The 18,871-nt window shown below is 40.8% G+C and carries 14 protein-coding genes; all 14 read left to right on the forward strand.

Annotated elements, in window-relative coordinates; all coding sequences use genetic code 11:
* Positions 1 to 3: 3 nt before the first annotated feature.
* The 14 genes from ACEN82_RS09745 (at position 4) to ACEN82_RS09810 (ending at position 18,847) form a co-directional block, all read left to right on the forward strand.
* A complete protein-coding gene (locus ACEN82_RS09745; RefSeq protein ID WP_413320866.1) occupies positions 4 to 561 on the forward strand; it encodes a TlpA family protein disulfide reductase in 558 nt (185 codons plus the stop codon).
* A gap of 171 nt (positions 562 to 732) precedes the next feature.
* Complete coding sequence (locus ACEN82_RS09750) at positions 733 to 2,466, forward strand: trypsin-like peptidase domain-containing protein (RefSeq protein WP_413320864.1); 1,734 nt, start codon at positions 733 to 735, stop codon at positions 2,464 to 2,466.
* Between the two features lie 1,174 nt (positions 2,467 to 3,640).
* Positions 3,641 to 6,901 carry a SusC/RagA family TonB-linked outer membrane protein gene (locus ACEN82_RS09755; protein ID WP_413320862.1) on the forward strand — a complete coding sequence of 1,087 codons (3,261 nt, stop codon included), beginning with the start codon at positions 3,641 to 3,643 and terminating at the stop codon, positions 6,899 to 6,901.
* Positions 6,902 to 6,915: 14 nt separating this feature from the next.
* The gene (locus ACEN82_RS09760; RefSeq protein WP_413320860.1) at positions 6,916 to 8,697 is read left to right on the forward strand and encodes a RagB/SusD family nutrient uptake outer membrane protein; all 1,782 of its coding nucleotides are present in this window, start codon (positions 6,916 to 6,918) and stop codon (positions 8,695 to 8,697) included.
* 94 nt (positions 8,698 to 8,791) lie between these two features.
* The gene (locus ACEN82_RS09765) at positions 8,792 to 10,336 is read left to right on the forward strand and encodes an FG-GAP repeat domain-containing protein (RefSeq protein ID WP_413320858.1); all 1,545 of its coding nucleotides are present in this window, start codon (positions 8,792 to 8,794) and stop codon (positions 10,334 to 10,336) included.
* A 127-nt stretch (positions 10,337 to 10,463) separates the two neighbouring features.
* A complete protein-coding gene (locus tag ACEN82_RS09770; RefSeq protein ID WP_413320856.1) occupies positions 10,464 to 11,015 on the forward strand; it encodes a hypothetical protein in 552 nt (183 codons plus the stop codon).
* A gap of 642 nt (positions 11,016 to 11,657) precedes the next feature.
* Complete coding sequence (locus ACEN82_RS09775) at positions 11,658 to 11,828, forward strand: hypothetical protein (protein WP_413320855.1); 171 nt, start codon at positions 11,658 to 11,660, stop codon at positions 11,826 to 11,828.
* Positions 11,829 to 11,862: 34 nt separating this feature from the next.
* Positions 11,863 to 13,119, forward strand: a complete 1,257-nt coding sequence (locus ACEN82_RS09780) for a putative DNA modification/repair radical SAM protein (protein WP_413320927.1) — start codon at positions 11,863 to 11,865, stop codon at positions 13,117 to 13,119.
* A 1-nt stretch (position 13,120) separates the two neighbouring features.
* Positions 13,121 to 13,879 carry a TIGR03915 family putative DNA repair protein gene (locus tag ACEN82_RS09785; RefSeq protein WP_413320853.1) on the forward strand — a complete coding sequence of 253 codons (759 nt, stop codon included), beginning with the start codon at positions 13,121 to 13,123 and terminating at the stop codon, positions 13,877 to 13,879.
* Positions 13,880 to 14,532: 653 nt separating this feature from the next.
* Positions 14,533 to 15,873: a PhoH family protein gene (locus tag ACEN82_RS09790; RefSeq protein ID WP_413320851.1), complete on the forward strand. Its 1,341-nt coding sequence runs from the start codon at positions 14,533 to 14,535 to the stop codon at positions 15,871 to 15,873.
* Positions 15,874 to 16,010: 137 nt separating this feature from the next.
* Positions 16,011 to 16,670 (forward strand): MBL fold metallo-hydrolase, encoded by a 660-nt coding sequence (locus tag ACEN82_RS09795; protein WP_413320849.1) that lies wholly within the window; start codon positions 16,011 to 16,013, stop codon positions 16,668 to 16,670.
* Between the two features lie 273 nt (positions 16,671 to 16,943).
* Complete coding sequence (locus ACEN82_RS09800) at positions 16,944 to 17,576, forward strand: HAD family hydrolase (protein WP_413320847.1); 633 nt, start codon at positions 16,944 to 16,946, stop codon at positions 17,574 to 17,576.
* An 11-nt stretch (positions 17,577 to 17,587) separates the two neighbouring features.
* Entirely contained in the window at positions 17,588 to 18,382 is a 795-nt protein-coding gene (locus tag ACEN82_RS09805; RefSeq protein WP_413320845.1) for a DUF6438 domain-containing protein, read from the forward strand.
* Positions 18,383 to 18,457: 75 nt separating this feature from the next.
* The gene (locus ACEN82_RS09810; protein ID WP_413320843.1) at positions 18,458 to 18,847 is read left to right on the forward strand and encodes a hypothetical protein; all 390 of its coding nucleotides are present in this window, start codon (positions 18,458 to 18,460) and stop codon (positions 18,845 to 18,847) included.
* The last annotated feature ends 24 nt before the right edge of the window (positions 18,848 to 18,871 follow it).

Genomic DNA, 18,871 nt, shown 5'->3' on the forward strand with positions numbered 1-18,871 from the left:
CCAATGAAAATAAACTTTAAAAGGTTGCTATTGGTGACACCCGTAGCACTTGCCCTAAGCACCGGATGGAAGGCGGAGGGAAAAGCTTCATCATTAAAAAAACAGGATACTGTTACAGCAAATCAAAATTTAATAGTTGGAAAACGATTGCCGGCTTTTGAGTTACAAACTGCCGATGGCAACTTCATCAAATCACCGTCGGTTAAGGGTAAAGTGGTGCTGCTTGATTTTTGGGCCTCGTGGTGTATGCCGTGCAGGGCGGCTATTCCGCACCTTAAGGAGTTATATAAACAATACCACGCTAAAGGATTCGAGATAGTTAGTATTTCAATTGATCAAAACAATAAAGCCTGGAAAAACGCCATGCTTAAAGAAGCAATGCCCTGGCAACAGGGAATAGATAAATATGAGGATGGCAAAGATGCATCAGTGATGATGAATGTTTTGGGTATCCAGTCGGTACCCTTTGCAATTGTGCTTGATGCTGAGGGGAATGTGATTTTAATAAATCCCACTTCCTCTGATTTCGATATACAGCTCAAAAAGATCTTTAACAGTTAAGAAATTATAAAATGATAGCACTGGCTATCGTAAAGACAGTCCCGGTAGGACGTTTTCCATCAGTTTTAGTTTAATTTCCGGAGAGCCGGTTTTAATACCGGCTCTTTTTACATCGGCAGGTACCCTAAACAGCAGCGTTTGGACAACGCTACGGTTCAATTATAATGTATAATGACAAAACGGTTTTTATTATTTTTTTTCCTGCAGTGCTTATGGAACCTGCAGGTTACTAACGCGCAAAATGTTAATAAGCGGATACAAAAGCCCGGAGCTACGCAACTACAGGATAATATAAAAACTGCGATAAAAAAAGGTTATGCTGCCAGTGTATTGATGTGGGAATATGATACTTTACAGTATAGCCGGATGAGTGCGCAGTTTAGTGGTGTTGTAGTCTCGAAAGGAGGAGAGATCTTAAGCGCAGCACATGTGGTAATGCCCGGCAAAACCTATCAGGTAATATTTCCCGATGGGAAAATGTGCCTGGCCCGTGGTTTGGGCCGTATTACCATTGCACCAACATTTATGCTGCCGGATGCTGCTATGCTCAAAATAATCCAAAAAGGGGATTGGCCGCTTGCCGAAATGGGCTGGTATTCAGATGTCAAAATCAACCAGCCATGTATTAGCATAGCTTACCCGGAAAGCATGGAACAACGCAAACCTGATGTAAGGTTTGGACATATCACCAATTTAAATAACAGGTATGGTTTTATGGAATCAACTTGCGTGATGGAGCCGGGAGATTCAGGCGGCCCCCTGTTTGATCTGTCTGGCCGTTTGATCGGAATCCATAGCGGCATCGAACAGTCGGAGGATATTAATTATGAAATCCCCGTAGATACCTATCGTAAATATTATACAGCACTAACCCGTTTAGAGAATTATACTTCCCTTCCTTTGGATACAAACGTGATTTCAAAAAATCGGCCGGCCAATAATTTTCCGGTAGCTGAAAGTCCAGATAAGTATTTTAAAAGTGTGAACAAGCGTTTTAAAACAACTTGTGTAAATATTAAGAGTGTTATTGATGGTAAGGAACAGACTATAGCAGGGACTATTTTTTCTTTAGATAATATCAATGTAAAAGCTGCCTTCAAAAATTCAGATATCGTTTTGACTAAAAGTTCAATGATTGGCAAGGATCCTTTTATCACACTATCGGGCGGCAAGACTGTTAAGGCAAATATTATCAGACGAGACAGAATTAATGACCTTGCGATATTATTGCCCGTTTCAAAGTTAGGGAAGGAAGGTATCAAACTTCGAATGTTGCTGGCAGATACACTTAGTAATAACGATTTGGGTAGTTTTTTGATTTCTCTTCGCGCTGATTCTACGTATTGTAGTAGTGTTTTGGGAAGCGTTGGCGTAAGCTTGCCAAAAAAGACCAGCTACGGCTATTTGGGAGCTGTTGCCCGGCAAAAGGGACAGGCGTTATTATTTACTTTTATTCAGCCCAACAGCGCGGCTGAGGCTGCCGGACTAACAACCGGCGATGAGCTTTTAGCAATTGATGACAAAACTGTAAATGACGAACTGGATATGTTTAAAGCACTTCAAAAATTCCGCGCCGGCGATACTACTTTAATGACAATCAATCATAAGGGAGAAAAGTTAATAAAAAAAGTCGCCCTAAAATATCCACCCCAAAAAATTACCAATCATCCGGCCGACCACTTCATAGGGGGGAAAAGCATTCGAAAAGATGGGTTTGGGAACGTATTTGTTCATGATGCAAGAATAAAACCGTGGGAGTGCGGAGGGGCCGTATTTGATATCACCGGAAAGTTTTTGGGCATTAATATAGCAAGATTGAGCAGAACAAGCACAATTACGATACCGGCCGTAGCAGTAAATCAATTTATAGTAACTGCCATTTACGACAGCAAAGAGGGTAATTAAATTGATTTAGACGATAAAAGACAGAATTTTGAAATTGTAGGGCCTGTCAAATAAACTGTGCAGTTGTTATATCAAATTTAATATCATTCTTCCACGAGGAAACCAAATGGCCAGTTTGAGCGGTCATGGCCCGGTTTGAAAGTGGCATCGTCCATTGAAGGGATCGTGTCCTCCTACGTTTTTACCGATTTAAGTAAATAATACAAACAATGCCATGTCATCTTTTAGCAAAATAGGAGACTCTTTTATATCATTTTATTTTTTTATCCCTGACCGGGCGCAAAGTGCCATATCTTATATCTAACAGAAAAATTTGAAATTTATCTGCAGGTCTATGTAATGCTATTTTAACATTAAATTCAGCTGATGTTATGTTTTCATTTTTAACAAGCAGCTGGGTTTATAAAAAAACTCTTTTTTTTATCGCATATTATCCCCATATATGATTAATGTAAAAAATACAGGTAAAAATCGATTTTTAATAAAAGTGGCAGTTTTGCCAAAATGTTTTTTTAAAACAATATTTTGCTTTAATTATTGATAATTTTATGCCTTGTTTAATATTTAATTCGTAAAACTAAAAAGTGATTTGTGCAAATTGTACACTATGCCTATTTTAGATTCAAACAAACAGAAATAAACCAACACTATAAATAACCTTATTTAATACTATTTTATCACCAGTAAAAATTAAGTTTTTAGTACTTTGAAAGGATAGTAAATGTTTTGATCATTGTTAGTTTTTGGATTACGGCCGCAAGGCTTATCTCACATTCAATCCGGAGGCAACCAACATGATAGAAGGCATTTTTTCCTTACGTGTTAGATGAATGAATTTCATTTTTCGTGGCTACTGCCGCAAGGCTTATCTCACATTCAGTCGCGGAGCAATGATTTCCATTTGATTAAAATTTAAAACTGTTATTGCCTACACAATAATCAGTATCGCATTTGTTTTTTGGTTGTTATATGGCTTTGTCCTACACGATAGCCTGTAACGTTGTATTTGCCGGAGTAAGTATTTATTTCGCAGCAATGTCTCTACCATTGCTTTAAGCCAAAAACTAAAAAAATCCCAGGCGCTGCCTCTACCACTGCCGACACCAAGTTGCTGTATTTCAGCTTTTTGGGCTATGTTCTTAATCAAATATATTAACTAAATTAAATTAAAATCATGCTTAAAAATTTACTTCTCAGAGGGAGGTTTCTGGCTGTACTGTTGTGCTGTCTGATATCCTCGGTGGTAGTTATGGCCCAAACAAAGTACAAAGGAAAGGTTATCGGCAGCGATGACAAGCAGCCGGTTGTTGGTGCTTCTATCAGGCTCAAAGGATCAACGACAGGTGCGGTGACCGATGTTAACGGCGAGTTTACACTCAGCTTAAAACCAGGCAATGTATTAGTGATATCTTATATTGGATATCAAACAACAGAAGTTACCGTAGGGACCGATCCTAATTTAAGGATAACGCTCACAGCGGGCAGCAATGCACTTAATGAAGTGGTGGTTACAGGTTATGGCTCACAACGTAAAAAAGACCTGGTGGGTGCTGTAGCCGTTGTTGACGTTGCTGCACTGACCCGTCAGCCGGTTTCATCGGTTGAAAGCCAGCTGCAAGGTCAGGCGGCCGGTGTTACCGTTATCGCTTCAGGGCAACCGGGTGAAAATCCCTCTGTAAAAATCCGTGGTGCTAACACGTTTGGCAATAACCAGCCGCTTTACGTGGTTGACGGTGTGCCAACAACTAACGTAAGCGATATTAACCCCAATGACGTGGCAAGCATGCAGGTACTTAAGGATGCAAGCTCGGCATCTATTTACGGTGCAAGGGCGTCAAACGGTGTAATCGTAATCACCACCAAAAAAGGTAACGGAAAAACCAACGTTTCGTACGATGCCTACTATGGTACACAGGTGCCGAAAGGCGGTAATGTGTTCCATTTGCTCAATCCAACTGAGATGATGCAATTAAGGGCCCTCGCTATAAAAAATACCGCGGCACTTAAAAATATTCCTGTTGACCTGAGCAGCAACCTTTACGGCGCTAATGGTGATGTTTTGCCTGATTATATCAGTGCAGGTGGCGTAGGCCCGGCTGGAGTTCATGATGGTGACCCGGCTGTTGATCCAGCTAAATACAATGTAAACCCATTTTATACATCAGGCGATGCGTCGGGTTTTTATCGTATAACAAGAGCAAACAAAGCAGGTACAGATTGGTACCACCAGATATTTAAATCGGCACCGATTCAAAGCCATAACCTGGCCATGAGCGGAGGTACCGAGGCCGCTACCTATTTGTTTTCATTGAATTACTTTAACCAAAGGGGGACCTTGAAAAATACTTACGATAAGCGTTACACCGTAAGGGCTAATACAAGCTACAATGTAACCAAACATATCAGGATAGGTGAGAACTTGTCATATTCATTAACCGAAAACCCGCTGATCAACGAAAATGATGAGGGGTCGGCTATCGGCATGTCATTCCGCGAGCAGCCTATTATTCCGGTTTATGACATCAAAGGCAACTACGCGGGTTCAAATACTGCCAACTTAGGTAATGCACGTAACCCGGTAGCCATTATGGATCGTACTAAAAATAACTACGGTGCATTTAACAGGTTGTTTGGTAATGCATTTGCCGAGGTGGATTTCCTGAGGTACTTCACTTTACGCACGCAGTTTGGTGGTGAGTATTATTCAGACTATAATCATAGCTTTACTTTCCCGGAATATGAGAACTCTGAAAACAACTCGACCAATTCATATTCGGAAAACTCATTTAACGGATATAACTATACCTGGACAAATACTTTGACTTATCACCAAACAATTGGGAAACATGATATCAAAGTATTGGCAGGTACCGAAGCTTATAAAAACAGGTACGAAACCTTAGGCGCAACCAATACCGGTTACTTTACATTTGATAAGGATTATACCACCATATCTACAGGTACCGGTACACCAACTGCTTACAGCACATTAACACGCGATAAGATATTTTCACTGCTTGCCCGTTTGGATTACACTTTTGCCGACAAATATCTGTTGAATGCTACCATCCGTCGTGACGGTTCTTCAAGGTTCAAGTCTTTCCAATACGGATGGTTCCCGGCCGTTAGCGCGGGCTGGCGTATATCGCAGGAGGATTTTCTGAAAGGTGTATCGTGGATTAACGATTTGAAGATAAGGGGTGGTTATGGTATTATGGGTAACCAGATCAACGTTGACCCTGCAAACGCTTTTACTACATTTGGTAGTAACAAAACAAACTCCTACTACGATATTAACGGCACCTCTACAAGTACGGTTGCCGGTTTCGCTCAAAACCGTATAGGTAACCCTGATGCTAAATGGGAAAAAGATAAAAACTTCAACGTTGGTTTTGATGGTTCATTCTTTGGTCAAAAGTTGGACATCTCTGCCGATTATTATAAAAAGATCATCACCGATCTGTTATTTAATCCTGCACTTCCTGGTACTGCCGGTTCGGCAACTGCACCGTACAGCAACGTAGGTGCAATGAATAATACCGGTTTGGATATTACAATTGGTACCCACACCAATATAACCCACGATCTGAAAATGAATGCCGCCTTAACGTTTACAACTTATCACAACGTTATTAAGCAAGTAACTCTCGGACAAACCTACTTTGAGCAAAACTCTGGCCGATTTAATGGCAGCTCAATTATTAGAAACAGCGTAGGTGGCCCGGTTGGCGGTTTCTTTGGTTATAAAACTGACGGTTTCTGGGATTCGAAAGCTGAAATTGACGCCGCAAATACGGCTGCTGGCGGAACTTATCAGAACGATGCCGCAGTTGGTCGTTTCAAATACGCAGATATAAACGGTGACGGAAAAATTACTGCCGACGATCGTACCTTGCTCGGTAATCCTAACCCTAAATTCACAGGTGGCTTAAACCTTGATTTTAGCTATAAAAACTTTGACCTTAATATGTTCTGGTACGGATCATACGGCAACAAGATCTGGAATGACGTGAGGTGGTGGACAGATTTTTATGCCAACTTTGCCGGCGCAAAAAGCAAAAATGCTTTATATGATTCTTGGACACCGTCAAACACCAATGCCAAGGCTCCTATCCAGGAAATTGATGGCTCATTTAGTACCAACACGGTTCCTAACTCTTTTTATGTTGAGAACGGCTCATACCTGCGACTGAAAAACATGCAAATAGGCTACAAGTTTGCTCCTAAAATCATCAAATCAATTGGTTTGAGCAGCTTGCGTGTATACTTATCAGGCGCAAATCTAATTACCATAACTAAATACTCGGGAGTTGATCCGGAGATTGTTGGCGGAGGTACCACCAGCAACACCAACAGCAGCACAAACTTTGGTGTTGACCGTGGTAACTATTCTCCAAATCGTACATATTTATTAGGTGTTCAGGCTAAATTTTAAATAGAGAAATCATTATGAAAAATATACAACGTGTATCAGTATTAGCATTAATTGCTGCTGGTATTTTACAGGGTTCATGTAAAAAGGCATATCTCGATCAGCCGGCTATAGGTGCGCTTAGCTCAGCGCAAATTACTACAAAAGCCGGCGTTGACGGGTTGCTGATAGGAGCTTATTCTGCACTTGACGGGCAGGGAGGTAACGGAAATAATGCCGGTTTAGGTGGTGGTAGTGCCTGGGAGGTATCGCCGGATAACTGGATTTACGGCAGCGTTGCCGGAGGCGATGCGCATAAAGGCAGTTCTGGTATCGATCAGCCGGCTATTAACTCCATTGCTACTTTCACTGTTGATGCCAGTAATGGATTTTTAAACAGTAAATGGAAGGCTGATTACGAGGGTATAAGCCGCGCCAACAACGTGTTAAAGGCAGCTGCGGGAGCAAGCGGGATTGCTGATGCCGATAAAACCAATATTATAGCCCAGGCTCGTTTTTTGCGCGCGCATTACTATTTTGATTTGAAAAAGATGTTTGCCAATGTGCCCTATATTGACGAAACGACAACCAACTATGTACAACCTAACGACAAAGATATCTGGCCTAAAATAGTTGATGATTTTAAATATGCTTATGCTAATTTACCCGGCACGCAAGCACAAAAGGGACGTGTAAATAAATGGGCAGCAGGTGCGTACCTGGCGAAAACGTATCTGTATCAAAAGGATTATACCAATGCCGATAAGATATTTACCGAGGTGATCAACGGGGGGACTAACTCGCAGGGCGTAGCGTACGGATTAACTGATAATTATTTTGATAACTTCAACGCTGCTACCAAAAACAACAAGGAAACGGTGTTTGCTATCCAGCAAGCGGCAAATGATGGTACCAATACCATTGGTGAGGCCAACAATGGTGATATGTTGAATTATCCGTACAACAGCCCGTTCGGTTGCTGCGGATTTTTTCAGCCTACTTTAGATCTTGCTAACTCGTTCAGGACTAACGCCGCCGGTTTGCCATATCTTGACGATTATAATTCACATCCGGTTGCAAATGATATGAACATTGCATCAGATAAATCATTTACACTGGATGCCGGTAACCTTGATCCGCGTTTGGATTGGACTGTTGGTCGTCGTGGTATCCCTTATCTTGATTGGGGTAACCATCCGGGTATGAACTGGATCCGTGAACAAAGTTCGGCAGGTCCGTATTCGCCTAAAAAGAACGTTTATTACCAGGCTACCAAGGGCACATATGCCGATAACCATTCATGGGCACCGGGTAATGCAAACCAGGTAAACGTAATCCGTTTTGCAGATGTGCTGCTGATGGCTGCCGAAGCAAAAGCGCAATTAGGAACAGGTGATTTGGGTTTAAGTTATGTAAACAAGGTGCGTGCACGTGCGGCTAACCCAGCCAGTTTTGTATACACTTATAAAGATGCGGCGAATCCTATGGGCGGTTATACAACCACTCCGGCGGCTAACTATGTAGTAAGTCAATATCCTGCGGGCTTTTTTACAGGTAAGGATGTCGCTTTAAAAGCAATCTATTTTGAGCGTAAGCTGGAACTGGCCATGGAAGGACATCGTTTCTTTGACCTTTCGCGCTGGGGGATAGCACAAGCAGCTTTGGGAGTATACTTTGCTTTTGATGGTAAAGTGATTACCGATGTTACAGGTGCTCATTTTACAACTGGAAAAAACGAGGTTTATCCGATACCGCAAGCTCAGATAGATCTTGAAAAAATAGGTGGAACTTCTATTTTAAAGCAAAATCCTAAATATTAATTTCAATCATTCTGTTTTTAGTGAGAAAGAGGTGGTGCTTGTTGCTGCCTCTTTCTTGTATTTTAATATTATGGTAAGGTATAAGCAAGCTTAAATGGATCTGAGGAAACGCCGGTTATCGTTTTGTGTATTTTTGATTGGTGCTGTAGTATGCTTTATGCAGTTTAACTGCGGAGAGCCGGCAGCCGAGGGCGACCTGGCAAAAAACGATGGTAAGTCGCTATCATTAAAATACTGCAAAAGTTGTCATGAATACCCGGAAGCGCAATTTCTTGATAAAGAAACATGGGTTAAACATGTATTGCCTGCAATGGCGCCCCGGCTTGGGATACAGGTTTATGATGATGATCAGTATGTGAACAACCCATCAGCAAAATCGGCTTTGTCATATGATGAGTGGCTGAAAATAGTAGATTATTATAGCAAATCGGCATCGAAGGCACTTAAGCCGGCACAGCAACCTGTTAAGCCGGTTAAAGATTGGGGTGTTTTTAGTTTGGAAAAGCCCAGCGGCTACAAACCCCTCGATGCCACAACCACAATGATTGCCTTTGATACTATTGGGCGCAAGGTTTATACCAGCGACCGTAACAGCAGCAGTATCTATCAATGGTCTGATAAACTGGTTCAGCTTTCGGCGCACCGGTATAGCTCGCCTGCTGTTGATGCCCGTTTTGCAAAAGATGCAACGGGCAAAGAACATGGCTTGTTTACTTTTATCGGATCGATGGATGCAGTTGATGTGTTCAACGGCTTTTTGACTGATATTACATTCAATGACAATGGGACCTGGCAGGATGAAGAAATAGCGAACGGTTTGCCTCGACCTGTTCAATCATTAACCGCCGATTTTGACAAAGATGGATTGAATGATTTTGTAGTATGCGGGTTTGGCCATAACACAGGAGGCTTGTATTTATACACGCAGCTGCCCGATAAAAAATTTGAAAAGCATGTTGTTAGCTCAATACCAGGAGCTGAGCAGGCAGTAACAGGCGATTTTGATCATGACGGATGGCCGGATGTAGCCTGCTTGTTTGCCCAGGCCGACGAAGGGATCTGGTTGTTTCTGAATGATCACAAAGGTGGTTTTACAACACGCAATTTGTTGCGGTTCCCGCCATTTTACGGGTCGAGCAGTTTTCAGCTGGTTGATTTCGATAGAGACGGAAAGCTGGATATCCTGTATACAAGTGGTGATAACAGCGATTATTCCCGTGTGTTGAAACCGTTTCATGGTGTTTACATTTTCCTGAATCTGGGTGATTTTAAATACAAAAAGGCTTATTTCTTCCCAGTTAATGGTGCTACAAAAGTAGTAGCGACTGATTTCAATGGAGATGGCTTGCAGGATATTGCGGTGATCGCCTTTTTTTCAGATTTGAAAAATAACCCTGCAGAAGGCTTTACGTATTTTGAGCAAGACAGTCCGCTGCATTTTATGCCGCATAATTTACCAATTGAGCATGAAGGGCGATGGATCTGCATGGATGTGGGCGATTTTAATAAAGATGGCAAACCGGATATCCTGCTCGGTAATTATTCTACGGGTTTTATTAATCAGCAGGGGGTTAAGCCGGGATGGAATCCGGTTGCGCCATTTATTTTGCTAACCAATACGGGAAAGCTGAAGATATAAATTTTAATAATAGACAAAAGTGTGTATTTTGTTTAAATAAGTGCAATAATTGAATAAAATAGTTTCGTGAATTGTTGCATAAATGTTGCGGGTTTTCTATATTTACCGATATAAGATTATACTACCTTTGAAGAAACTTGTTGCCATATTATTGTTGATCGTGCACACCTATGGTTCGGGCGGATCGCTGATTATGCATCAATATCTGTCATGGCGGGTGGAGAATTTTTATAATGAGCAGGCATCAAAAGGCTTGTATGATATTCACGATCTGAAAGAAATAGCTATCCCTGTAAACCTTCCGGGCATTCATGACTGGAAGCATTATGAGAATATAAGGGGGCAGATCCAGTTTGGAGAGCAGGCATATAATTACATACAGATGCGGGTTACAAGTAAGAAATTGTACTTAAAATGTATCCCTACTTATGCGGAAACGCGTTTTAATGCGGACAATGTATTGCATGCAGCGCCGGTAAAAGGTATACCCGTACCTCAAAAAGAACATGTACCTTATGTGGGCATCTCCTTTGCAGATGTATTGATTGCCCAGTCATTTCAATCCATTGATTTCAGGGTTTTTGAAACAAAGCTTACATCGCCCAATATGCACAGTTTTGAGTTTGAAACCACTCGCTCCATAAAAACACCCAAACAGCCGCCCAAGGCTAATTGCTAATAACCTCTCCTGTTTTTTTAGTTGCCTGCAATTGCTTGTTCCTCGATGAGTTTATATCGAAACTATGCTTATGATGTTATATTAAATATCATTGCGTTGATTGATATTGTCGTAATTTATATGAAAAAGCGATCGCATTTGTAAGAAAAAATAAGACAGAGTCTGTTTTTGTTTAAATTTCAAATTTATTTTTCAATTGAATATTAAATATTATGATATATGGGCAACTATTGCCCCGATTTTTCAATGCGCTTGCTCCTATAGCCTGCGTTATTGAGTCGCACGAATCTTAGATTGTAGAGATCTGAGTTTAGTTGAACAGTGTTTGTAGGAACATTGAATAGCGCTCCGGGGTGAGATACGGAGCGCTTTTTTTGTATTAAAGATAGGTCTTATTGACTCTCTCTGTATAAAGATCGGTCATGAATTTCTATAGTGTTTATTTTGTTGATTTGAATTGAAAATAATTTTTAGTGAATTCGGTCAATGTACTAATTGGTTCGAACATCGCACACTGTGAGTTCATTGAAAGTGCTTCGCGCTTGTTGCAAATACATTGAAGTTTGTTGCGTTGATTGCCTCCAAAACGCTTGATCTGGCTTATCTGTGTCGCTACGGCGTTTTTTTTAAAAAAATATTGAATTGCGCAACAACGAACAGGCTGTTCCAGTTTTCGCTATAGATGCTCACGCGGTGTTGGAAGTAAATATGAACAATAGTGCTAAAAGCGGTATCAATGCCGTGAAGGAAAAAGTTGTTGAGACATACAGTAAAAAAAGAATAGCTTTCCCATTTATTTATCCCGCATTTTAATTTATTGCTAAAAATATTAGTATTTTTGGTTGATATGAATGTAGGCAGGATAACGGAAAAGCTTAATATTTTGGCCGACGCGGCTAAATATGATGTATCATGTGCGTCGAGCGGTAGTAACAGGAAAAATAAGGACAAGGGTTTGGGAAATGCCAGTAGCGGAATTTGCCATAGTTATACGGAAGATGGGCGTTGTGTTTCGTTATTGAAGATCCTGCTTACTAATCATTGTATTTTTGATTGCGCTTATTGCGTGTCGCGGAAGAATAATGATATCAAACGGGCCGCGTTCACGGTACAGGAAGTAGTTGACCTTACCATTAACTTTTATCGCCGCAATTACATTGAAGGCTTGTTTTTAAGCTCTGGTATTTTTAAAAATGCTGATTATACCATGGAGCGATTAGTGCACGTAGCTAAAAAACTCCGAACTGAGCATAACTTTAACGGATACATCCATTTAAAATCCATTCCCGGTGCAAGTGCGGAGCTGATGCAGGAGGCCGGGTTATATGCCGACAGGCTCAGTGTGAATTTAGAAATGCCTACAGAAGCTGGATTAAAACTGCTTGCACCTGATAAAAACCGGCAGGACATGATTGACCCGATGCATTTTTTGAAGCAGGAGATAATCCGGAACACAGAAGAGAAAAAGCTTTTCAAAAACGCCCCCATGTTTGCACCTGCAGGGCAAAGTACCCAGGTAATTGTTGGCGCCACGCCTGAGAGCGATCAGCAGGTGCTGCAATCGGCTAATTATTTCTATAAAAATTTTAACTTAAAACGGGTGTATTATTCGGGTTATGTACCTGTATTGGCCGACCAACGCCTGCCTGCTTTGAATACTGGGGTGCCACTGGTGCGCGAAAATCGTCTTTATCAGGCCGACTGGCTCATGCGTTTTTATGGTTTCCATGTAAACGAGATCGTCAATAATCAAAACCCGTTACTTGATCTGGATATTGATCCCAAACTCAGCTGGGCAATCCGCAATATGCAGGCTTTTCCTATTGATATCAATAAGGCCGATTTGCAGCTGATCCTCCGGGTGCCAGGTATCGGTTTGTTATCGGCACAAAAAATTGTGGCTGCACGTAAATTTGCCGGGCTGGGCTGGGAACAGCTAAAAAAAATAGGAGTGGCCATTAACCGCGCGCGGTACTTTATTACCTGCAAAAGCAATGAATTTGAACGGCGCGATTTAACAGGCCAAAATATCAAACAGTTTATTATGGCCCAATCGCAAAGCAAGTACATTAAAAATACACAAACCCAACTTAACCTGTTTTAATATGAACACGCTGGTTTATGACGGATCGTTTGAAGGCTTGCTTACAGCCGTGTTCGAGATTTACGAACGTAAACTCTATCCTGTAAAGTTATTGAAAGGGGAGTGGCGCAGCGGTGCGTTGTTTGAAGAGGTAATTCCTATTGTTACTGACGAGGCGCGCGCCGGCCGGGTATTAAAGGGATTGCGGAAAAAACTTTCAGCTGCCGGGGTGCAGCGCCTTTACATTAGTCACATGGCCGAAATTGCCGGCGAAGACTGCAACGTGCTGGGTTTTATCCGCCATGTTTTTGACAGCGACCAAAATATTGAAGAAGATTACGGGAATAGATATGTGATGCGACTGTCGGAGATTTTAAAGATGGTGCGGCGCGAAAAACACAGGATGGAAGCTTTTGTTAGGTTTCAAAAACTAAATGATGGTACTTTTTATGCTGCCATCGAACCTGATTTTAATGTATTGCCATTGTTGATTAAGCATTTCAAAAGCCGCTATACCGATCAAAAATGGATGATCTATGATATTAAAAGAAATTATGGGCTGTACTACGATCTTCATGACACGCAATTCATCGAAATGAATTTTGATGAGTTAAGTAAACCGGTTAATGTAATTGCGGCTTATAGCGAGGACGAAGGTGTCTATCAAAACCTTTGGAAGAATTATTTTAATAGTATAAACATCGCTTCACGCAAAAATACCAGGCTTCATGTGCGTCATATTCCCAGGCGATATTGGCGGCATTTAACAGAGAAAATTTAACGTTTTTATGATTTTACGCGTTTTTTCTGTTTCGATACAAATGGTTTTTCATGCATTTTGTTAATAAAGGGTAATGTTAATAATGTAGCCTGTATTTCAGTTAATTACCTTGATTTATACTTGAGAAGGATTGAAATTCAATGTTGATAAGTGTTGGGTTATTGTTAATAACCTGTTAATAAAAACAGTAAAAAATATTTGCCAATTCACGGTAATGTCCCGATATTAAAATCATCAAGAACGACGTACTTTGACAGCCTTTCAGGAAAACAGAAATTGAATCGGGTGAACCTTCGGGGGAACTAAAGATCAAGGGAAGTCCCTGAGTTGCAAGAAAAAATGAAGAAGGCGAAAGTCTTTTGAAAAAAGAAAGCAATTAAAGGAGGTACCGGAATTAAGAAGAAGAACTCTACGGAGGGAAACAACAGAAACCGGTGACATTGAAAATAGTCGACCGCTCGTGAGAGCAACGGACGAAGATCATGTCGGTAAGAGATACACAAAACTTGATGCTGTTGGGCAACCACGGTTAAACAACAGTTTGGAAACGGGAGTTCAAATCGCAAGAGATGACTCCCGTTTTCGCTTTTACAGGTTTTTTTGTTTGAGGAGAAATTTTTCTTCAAACCTTAAAATCGTTATTTTAGGCGGATATGAAGGACGGTCAGCGTAACCAGAAGAAAATATTTGTTTTAGATACTTCTGTGATCCTGTATGATCACAACGCATTTCAAAACTTTCAGGAGCACGATGTTGCAATACCCATCCAGGTATTGGAAGAGCTCGATAATAAAAAGAACGGTAATGATACCCGCAACTTTGAGGCCCGAAGCTTTATCCGGTTGATGGATGACCTGTCGCACAATGGACTAATCAACGAATGGATCCCGCTTAACGGTAAAACTAAAGGCAGCTTTAAAGTTGCCATGGATACTAAAACTACCGGCCAGGATGCCGAGCAGATTTTTGGTTCAGATAAAACGGATCACCGTATCCTCAACGCGGCCCTTGGCTTACAGGAAGAAAATCCTGGCAAAAAGGTGGTGTTGGTATCAAAAGATATTTGCCTTCGCCTCAAAGCCAAAGCCCTTAACCTGCATGCCGAAGATTATGAAACGGGCAAGATCAAAAACCTGGAGGAACTTTATACAGGTAAAACCGATGTGGATAAGGTGACGGAAAAACTGATCGCCACCCTGAATAAAAATGAAAATTTACCGGCCGAAAATTTAAAGATAGGTTCGTACACCAATAATCACTTTTATGTTTTAAAAGGGAAAAAAGGCGATACTGTAGGTTTTTACAATTCACAAACTAAGCAGCTTGAAAAAGTTACCGAGCAGCCTGTTTTAAATATTCACCCTCGTAATATCGAGCAGTCTTTTGCTATTCATGCGTTATTGCACCCGGATATTAAATTGGTAACTATACAAGGAAACGCCGGTACGGGTAAAACGCTATTAGCTTTGGCCAGCGCACTTGAGCAACGCAAATATTATCGTCAAATCTTTGTTACCCGTCCTATAGTTCCTTTAAGCAATAAAGATATAGGCTTTTTACCCGGCGATATAAAATCGAAGATTGATCCCTATATGGCCCCCATATGGGATAACCTGAAATTTATAAAGGACCAGTTCGGTGACGACGAAAAAATGCAGGCCAAAATTGATGAGTTGGTCAATAATGATAAAATCTCGATTGCACCACTGGCATTTATCCGCGGGCGTACACTTAGTAAAATTTTCTTTATTGTTGACGAAGCGCAGAATCTGACCCCGCACGAAGTGAAAACTATCATATCCAGGGCCGGTGAAAACAGCAAATTTGTATTTACGGGTGATATTTATCAGATAGATACCCCATATCTCGATGCAGAAAGCAATGGACTGTCATATCTGATAGACAAAGCTAAAGGACATCCGCTTTATGCACACATCACCCTGCAAAAAGGGGAGAGGAGCGAACTGGCCAATTTAGCTACCGAGTTGTTGTAAACATCAACTTTGAACCCAGACTTACGAAGTTTTTAAAACTTCGTAAGTCTTACAGCATTAATACTTCTGGCAATCAACTTTTTAAAACTTCATAAGCCTTTCCTGTGTATCTTTAGGAGATAAACTCCTATCTGCTTATGAAAATATCAAAATACCTTCATTCATGCCTGCTTTTTGAATTAGACAGCTATCAGCTCTTGTTTGACCCCGGAAAGTTTTCATTTGCCGAAGGTTTGGTTACACCACAATTGTTTGTTGATGTAAAAACTATTGTGATCACCCATATCCACCCCGATCATTTCGATATAGATATATTAAAAAGTATTGTAGAGTTAAGCGGCGCAGCGGTTGTCACTAATTCGCAGGTAGGAAAGGAGCTGGAGAAAATCAATTTTAAATATACATTGCTTGAAGAGGGAACTCATAAAGCCGGGCCATTTAAACTCCAGGCTTTCCCGGTGAGGCACGAACTTATCATGGATAATCCGCTACCGCAAATGACGGGCTTCCTAATCAATAACAAAATATTGCACCCCGTTGATTCGATGGAAGAGAAGCTTTTGAATTTTAAAGGTATCGAGTTGCTGATCATGGTTTCGATGGCTCCATTTGCCAATGAACCAACAATTTCGGCCTTTGCCGATGAGCTGCATCCTAAGCAAATTTTGCCTGTGCACGACGGGTTTGCTAAAGATTTTTTCATACTTCAGCGTTACGCCGCGTACAAAAAACATTTTGACAAGCAAGGAATCAAGTTTCATGAAATTTATAAAGTAGGGGACGGGATAAGTATTTAGTCAGAAGTCTTGAGGCCCAAGTCTTAACTTGGAGGATTATAAACCATTATCGTGACGACTTAAGACTTTGAACTTAGGACTTACGACTTTTAAAGCCACCTGTATAAAAAGAAACCCCCGCCGAGAGGCGGGGGTTCTTTGCGGGCTCAGCCTCCTGCTAAGCCGACCCGCGTTAACCTTATCACAATGCTAAGGTGAGGATTAATAATGAAGAAAACATGAACATTAATTGCTGTTAATTTTTCATCTTAGCGAAAAACATACTTTTAGCTAATGCAGAAACCCGATAGCCTCATTTTTGATATGGATGGAACCCTTTGGGATGCCGTTGACACCTACGCCGAATCATGGAACCTGATATTTCAAAAGCTTGACATTCAAAGGACTATTAAACGAGATGAACTGCTGCACGTGATAGGTATGGATGGTAAAAAGCTTACACGGGTAATGTTGCCCGAATTTGATGAGGAAAAGGGGATGGAGATCTACAATGCTGTGAACCAGGTAAGGCGCGAAATATTACCAACCAGCGGTGGTATTATGTACGGTGGGGTTACAGAGGGTTTAAAACAATTGGCAGGCAAATACAAATTATTTGTATTAAGTAACTGTGCTGTTGGTATTATTCCGTTGTTTTTAACATGGGCTGGCATTAATGAAGTTATTACAGATAGCATGGCTTATGGCACCAACCAGATGCCTAAAAACCACAATATGCATCTGCTCATGAATAAACACAATTTGCAGAACTCGGTTTACATAGGCGATACTAATGGCGATGCTGAACAAACGCGCCTTGCCGGTATCCCATTTGTGTTTGTTAGTTACGGCTTTGGTAATACGGATGACTATGATCATAAGTTTGACGATTTTGAATCCCTTACCCAATATTATTTGAGTTTGTAAGTTAAATTTAAATGAAAAGCGTATCCCTGCTTGTTTTATTGCTAACTATCCTATGTGGCACAGTATCGGGCCAGCATGCAACTGTTGAATCAGAACAGTGGATAACCGAAGATCTCGGTTACCTTTATTTTAATAGCGGCAAGGTTTATTTTAATTTGGATGGATATAAGAAACACGAAAACAAATACAAAATAGAGCATGATACGCTTAAAATAATTGATACCTATACTACCAGTGCAGATAATTTTAAACAACAGCATATTGACGTTTCTAAGTTTATCATCAATTATTTCGATGGCAAGAAATTAACCATTAAAGCTGTTAATGATAATGCTATAAAATTAGCCGGTCGCCCTCCCTTGCAGTTTAAAAACTATAAATCCAGTTTCGATAACGGGATCAAATTTTCAAAGCTCCGTTTTTTATCTTCAACCTGTTATGGCAATTGTCCGCAATTGTTGATCAATATATGGGCTGATGGTACGTATCGTTTAAAAGGGGGCGAGTTTGCAGATCCTTATAAAGGAGATTATGCGGGGAAGCTCACTAACCAGCAACTTGATAGCCTCAACTATTGGCTGAAGCACAGCGAACTAAAAAAGATGTACGATTGGAAACAGGGAAGCCAGGTTACAGATGCGCCTAATTATTACCTGGATATCGATTTTGAAAACAATAAGGACAAACTTACGCTAACTACCAATGATCCACCTTTTAGCCTAAGCGGTTTGGTTACCTTCTTAGTGGAGTCTTTTAAAAAAGTAACCCTCACGAAAATCAAAGAAGGACAGAAGCCGGCAAACTAAACAGGCCATGGTCATGATATAAATGTTTGCTTACCTGCTAAGTTTTTGTAGCTTAGTTAGCAAATAAAATCTCCGATGAAAACAAAAACCAAGGTTATTATCACCCTCATATTACTGCTGATTATAGTAGGCTTTTTTTACTATCGATATTATTTTGTTTTTGGCGAGGGAACCAAAGCCGGTACTATGAACTATTTTGTAAAGAAAGGTTACGTATTTAAAACTTATGAAGGCAGGTTAATTCAAAGCGGAATCCGTACGCAGGTAACAGGGGGCACAATTGGCTCAAATGAATTTATATTTTCCGTAACCGATGAAAAAGTGGCAAAGCAACTGAGCAGTAACGCTGGTTCATTTTTAGAACTTCATTATAAAGAATACCTGCATGCGCTGCCATGGCGGGGAGTAAGCGTTTTTGTGGTTGATAGCGTAGTTTCTGCAAAACCGCTTGCACCTGGCATGTAAATGAAAAATATTAAACTACAAGCC

This window comes from Mucilaginibacter sp. Mucisp73 (genome assembly GCF_059491465.1).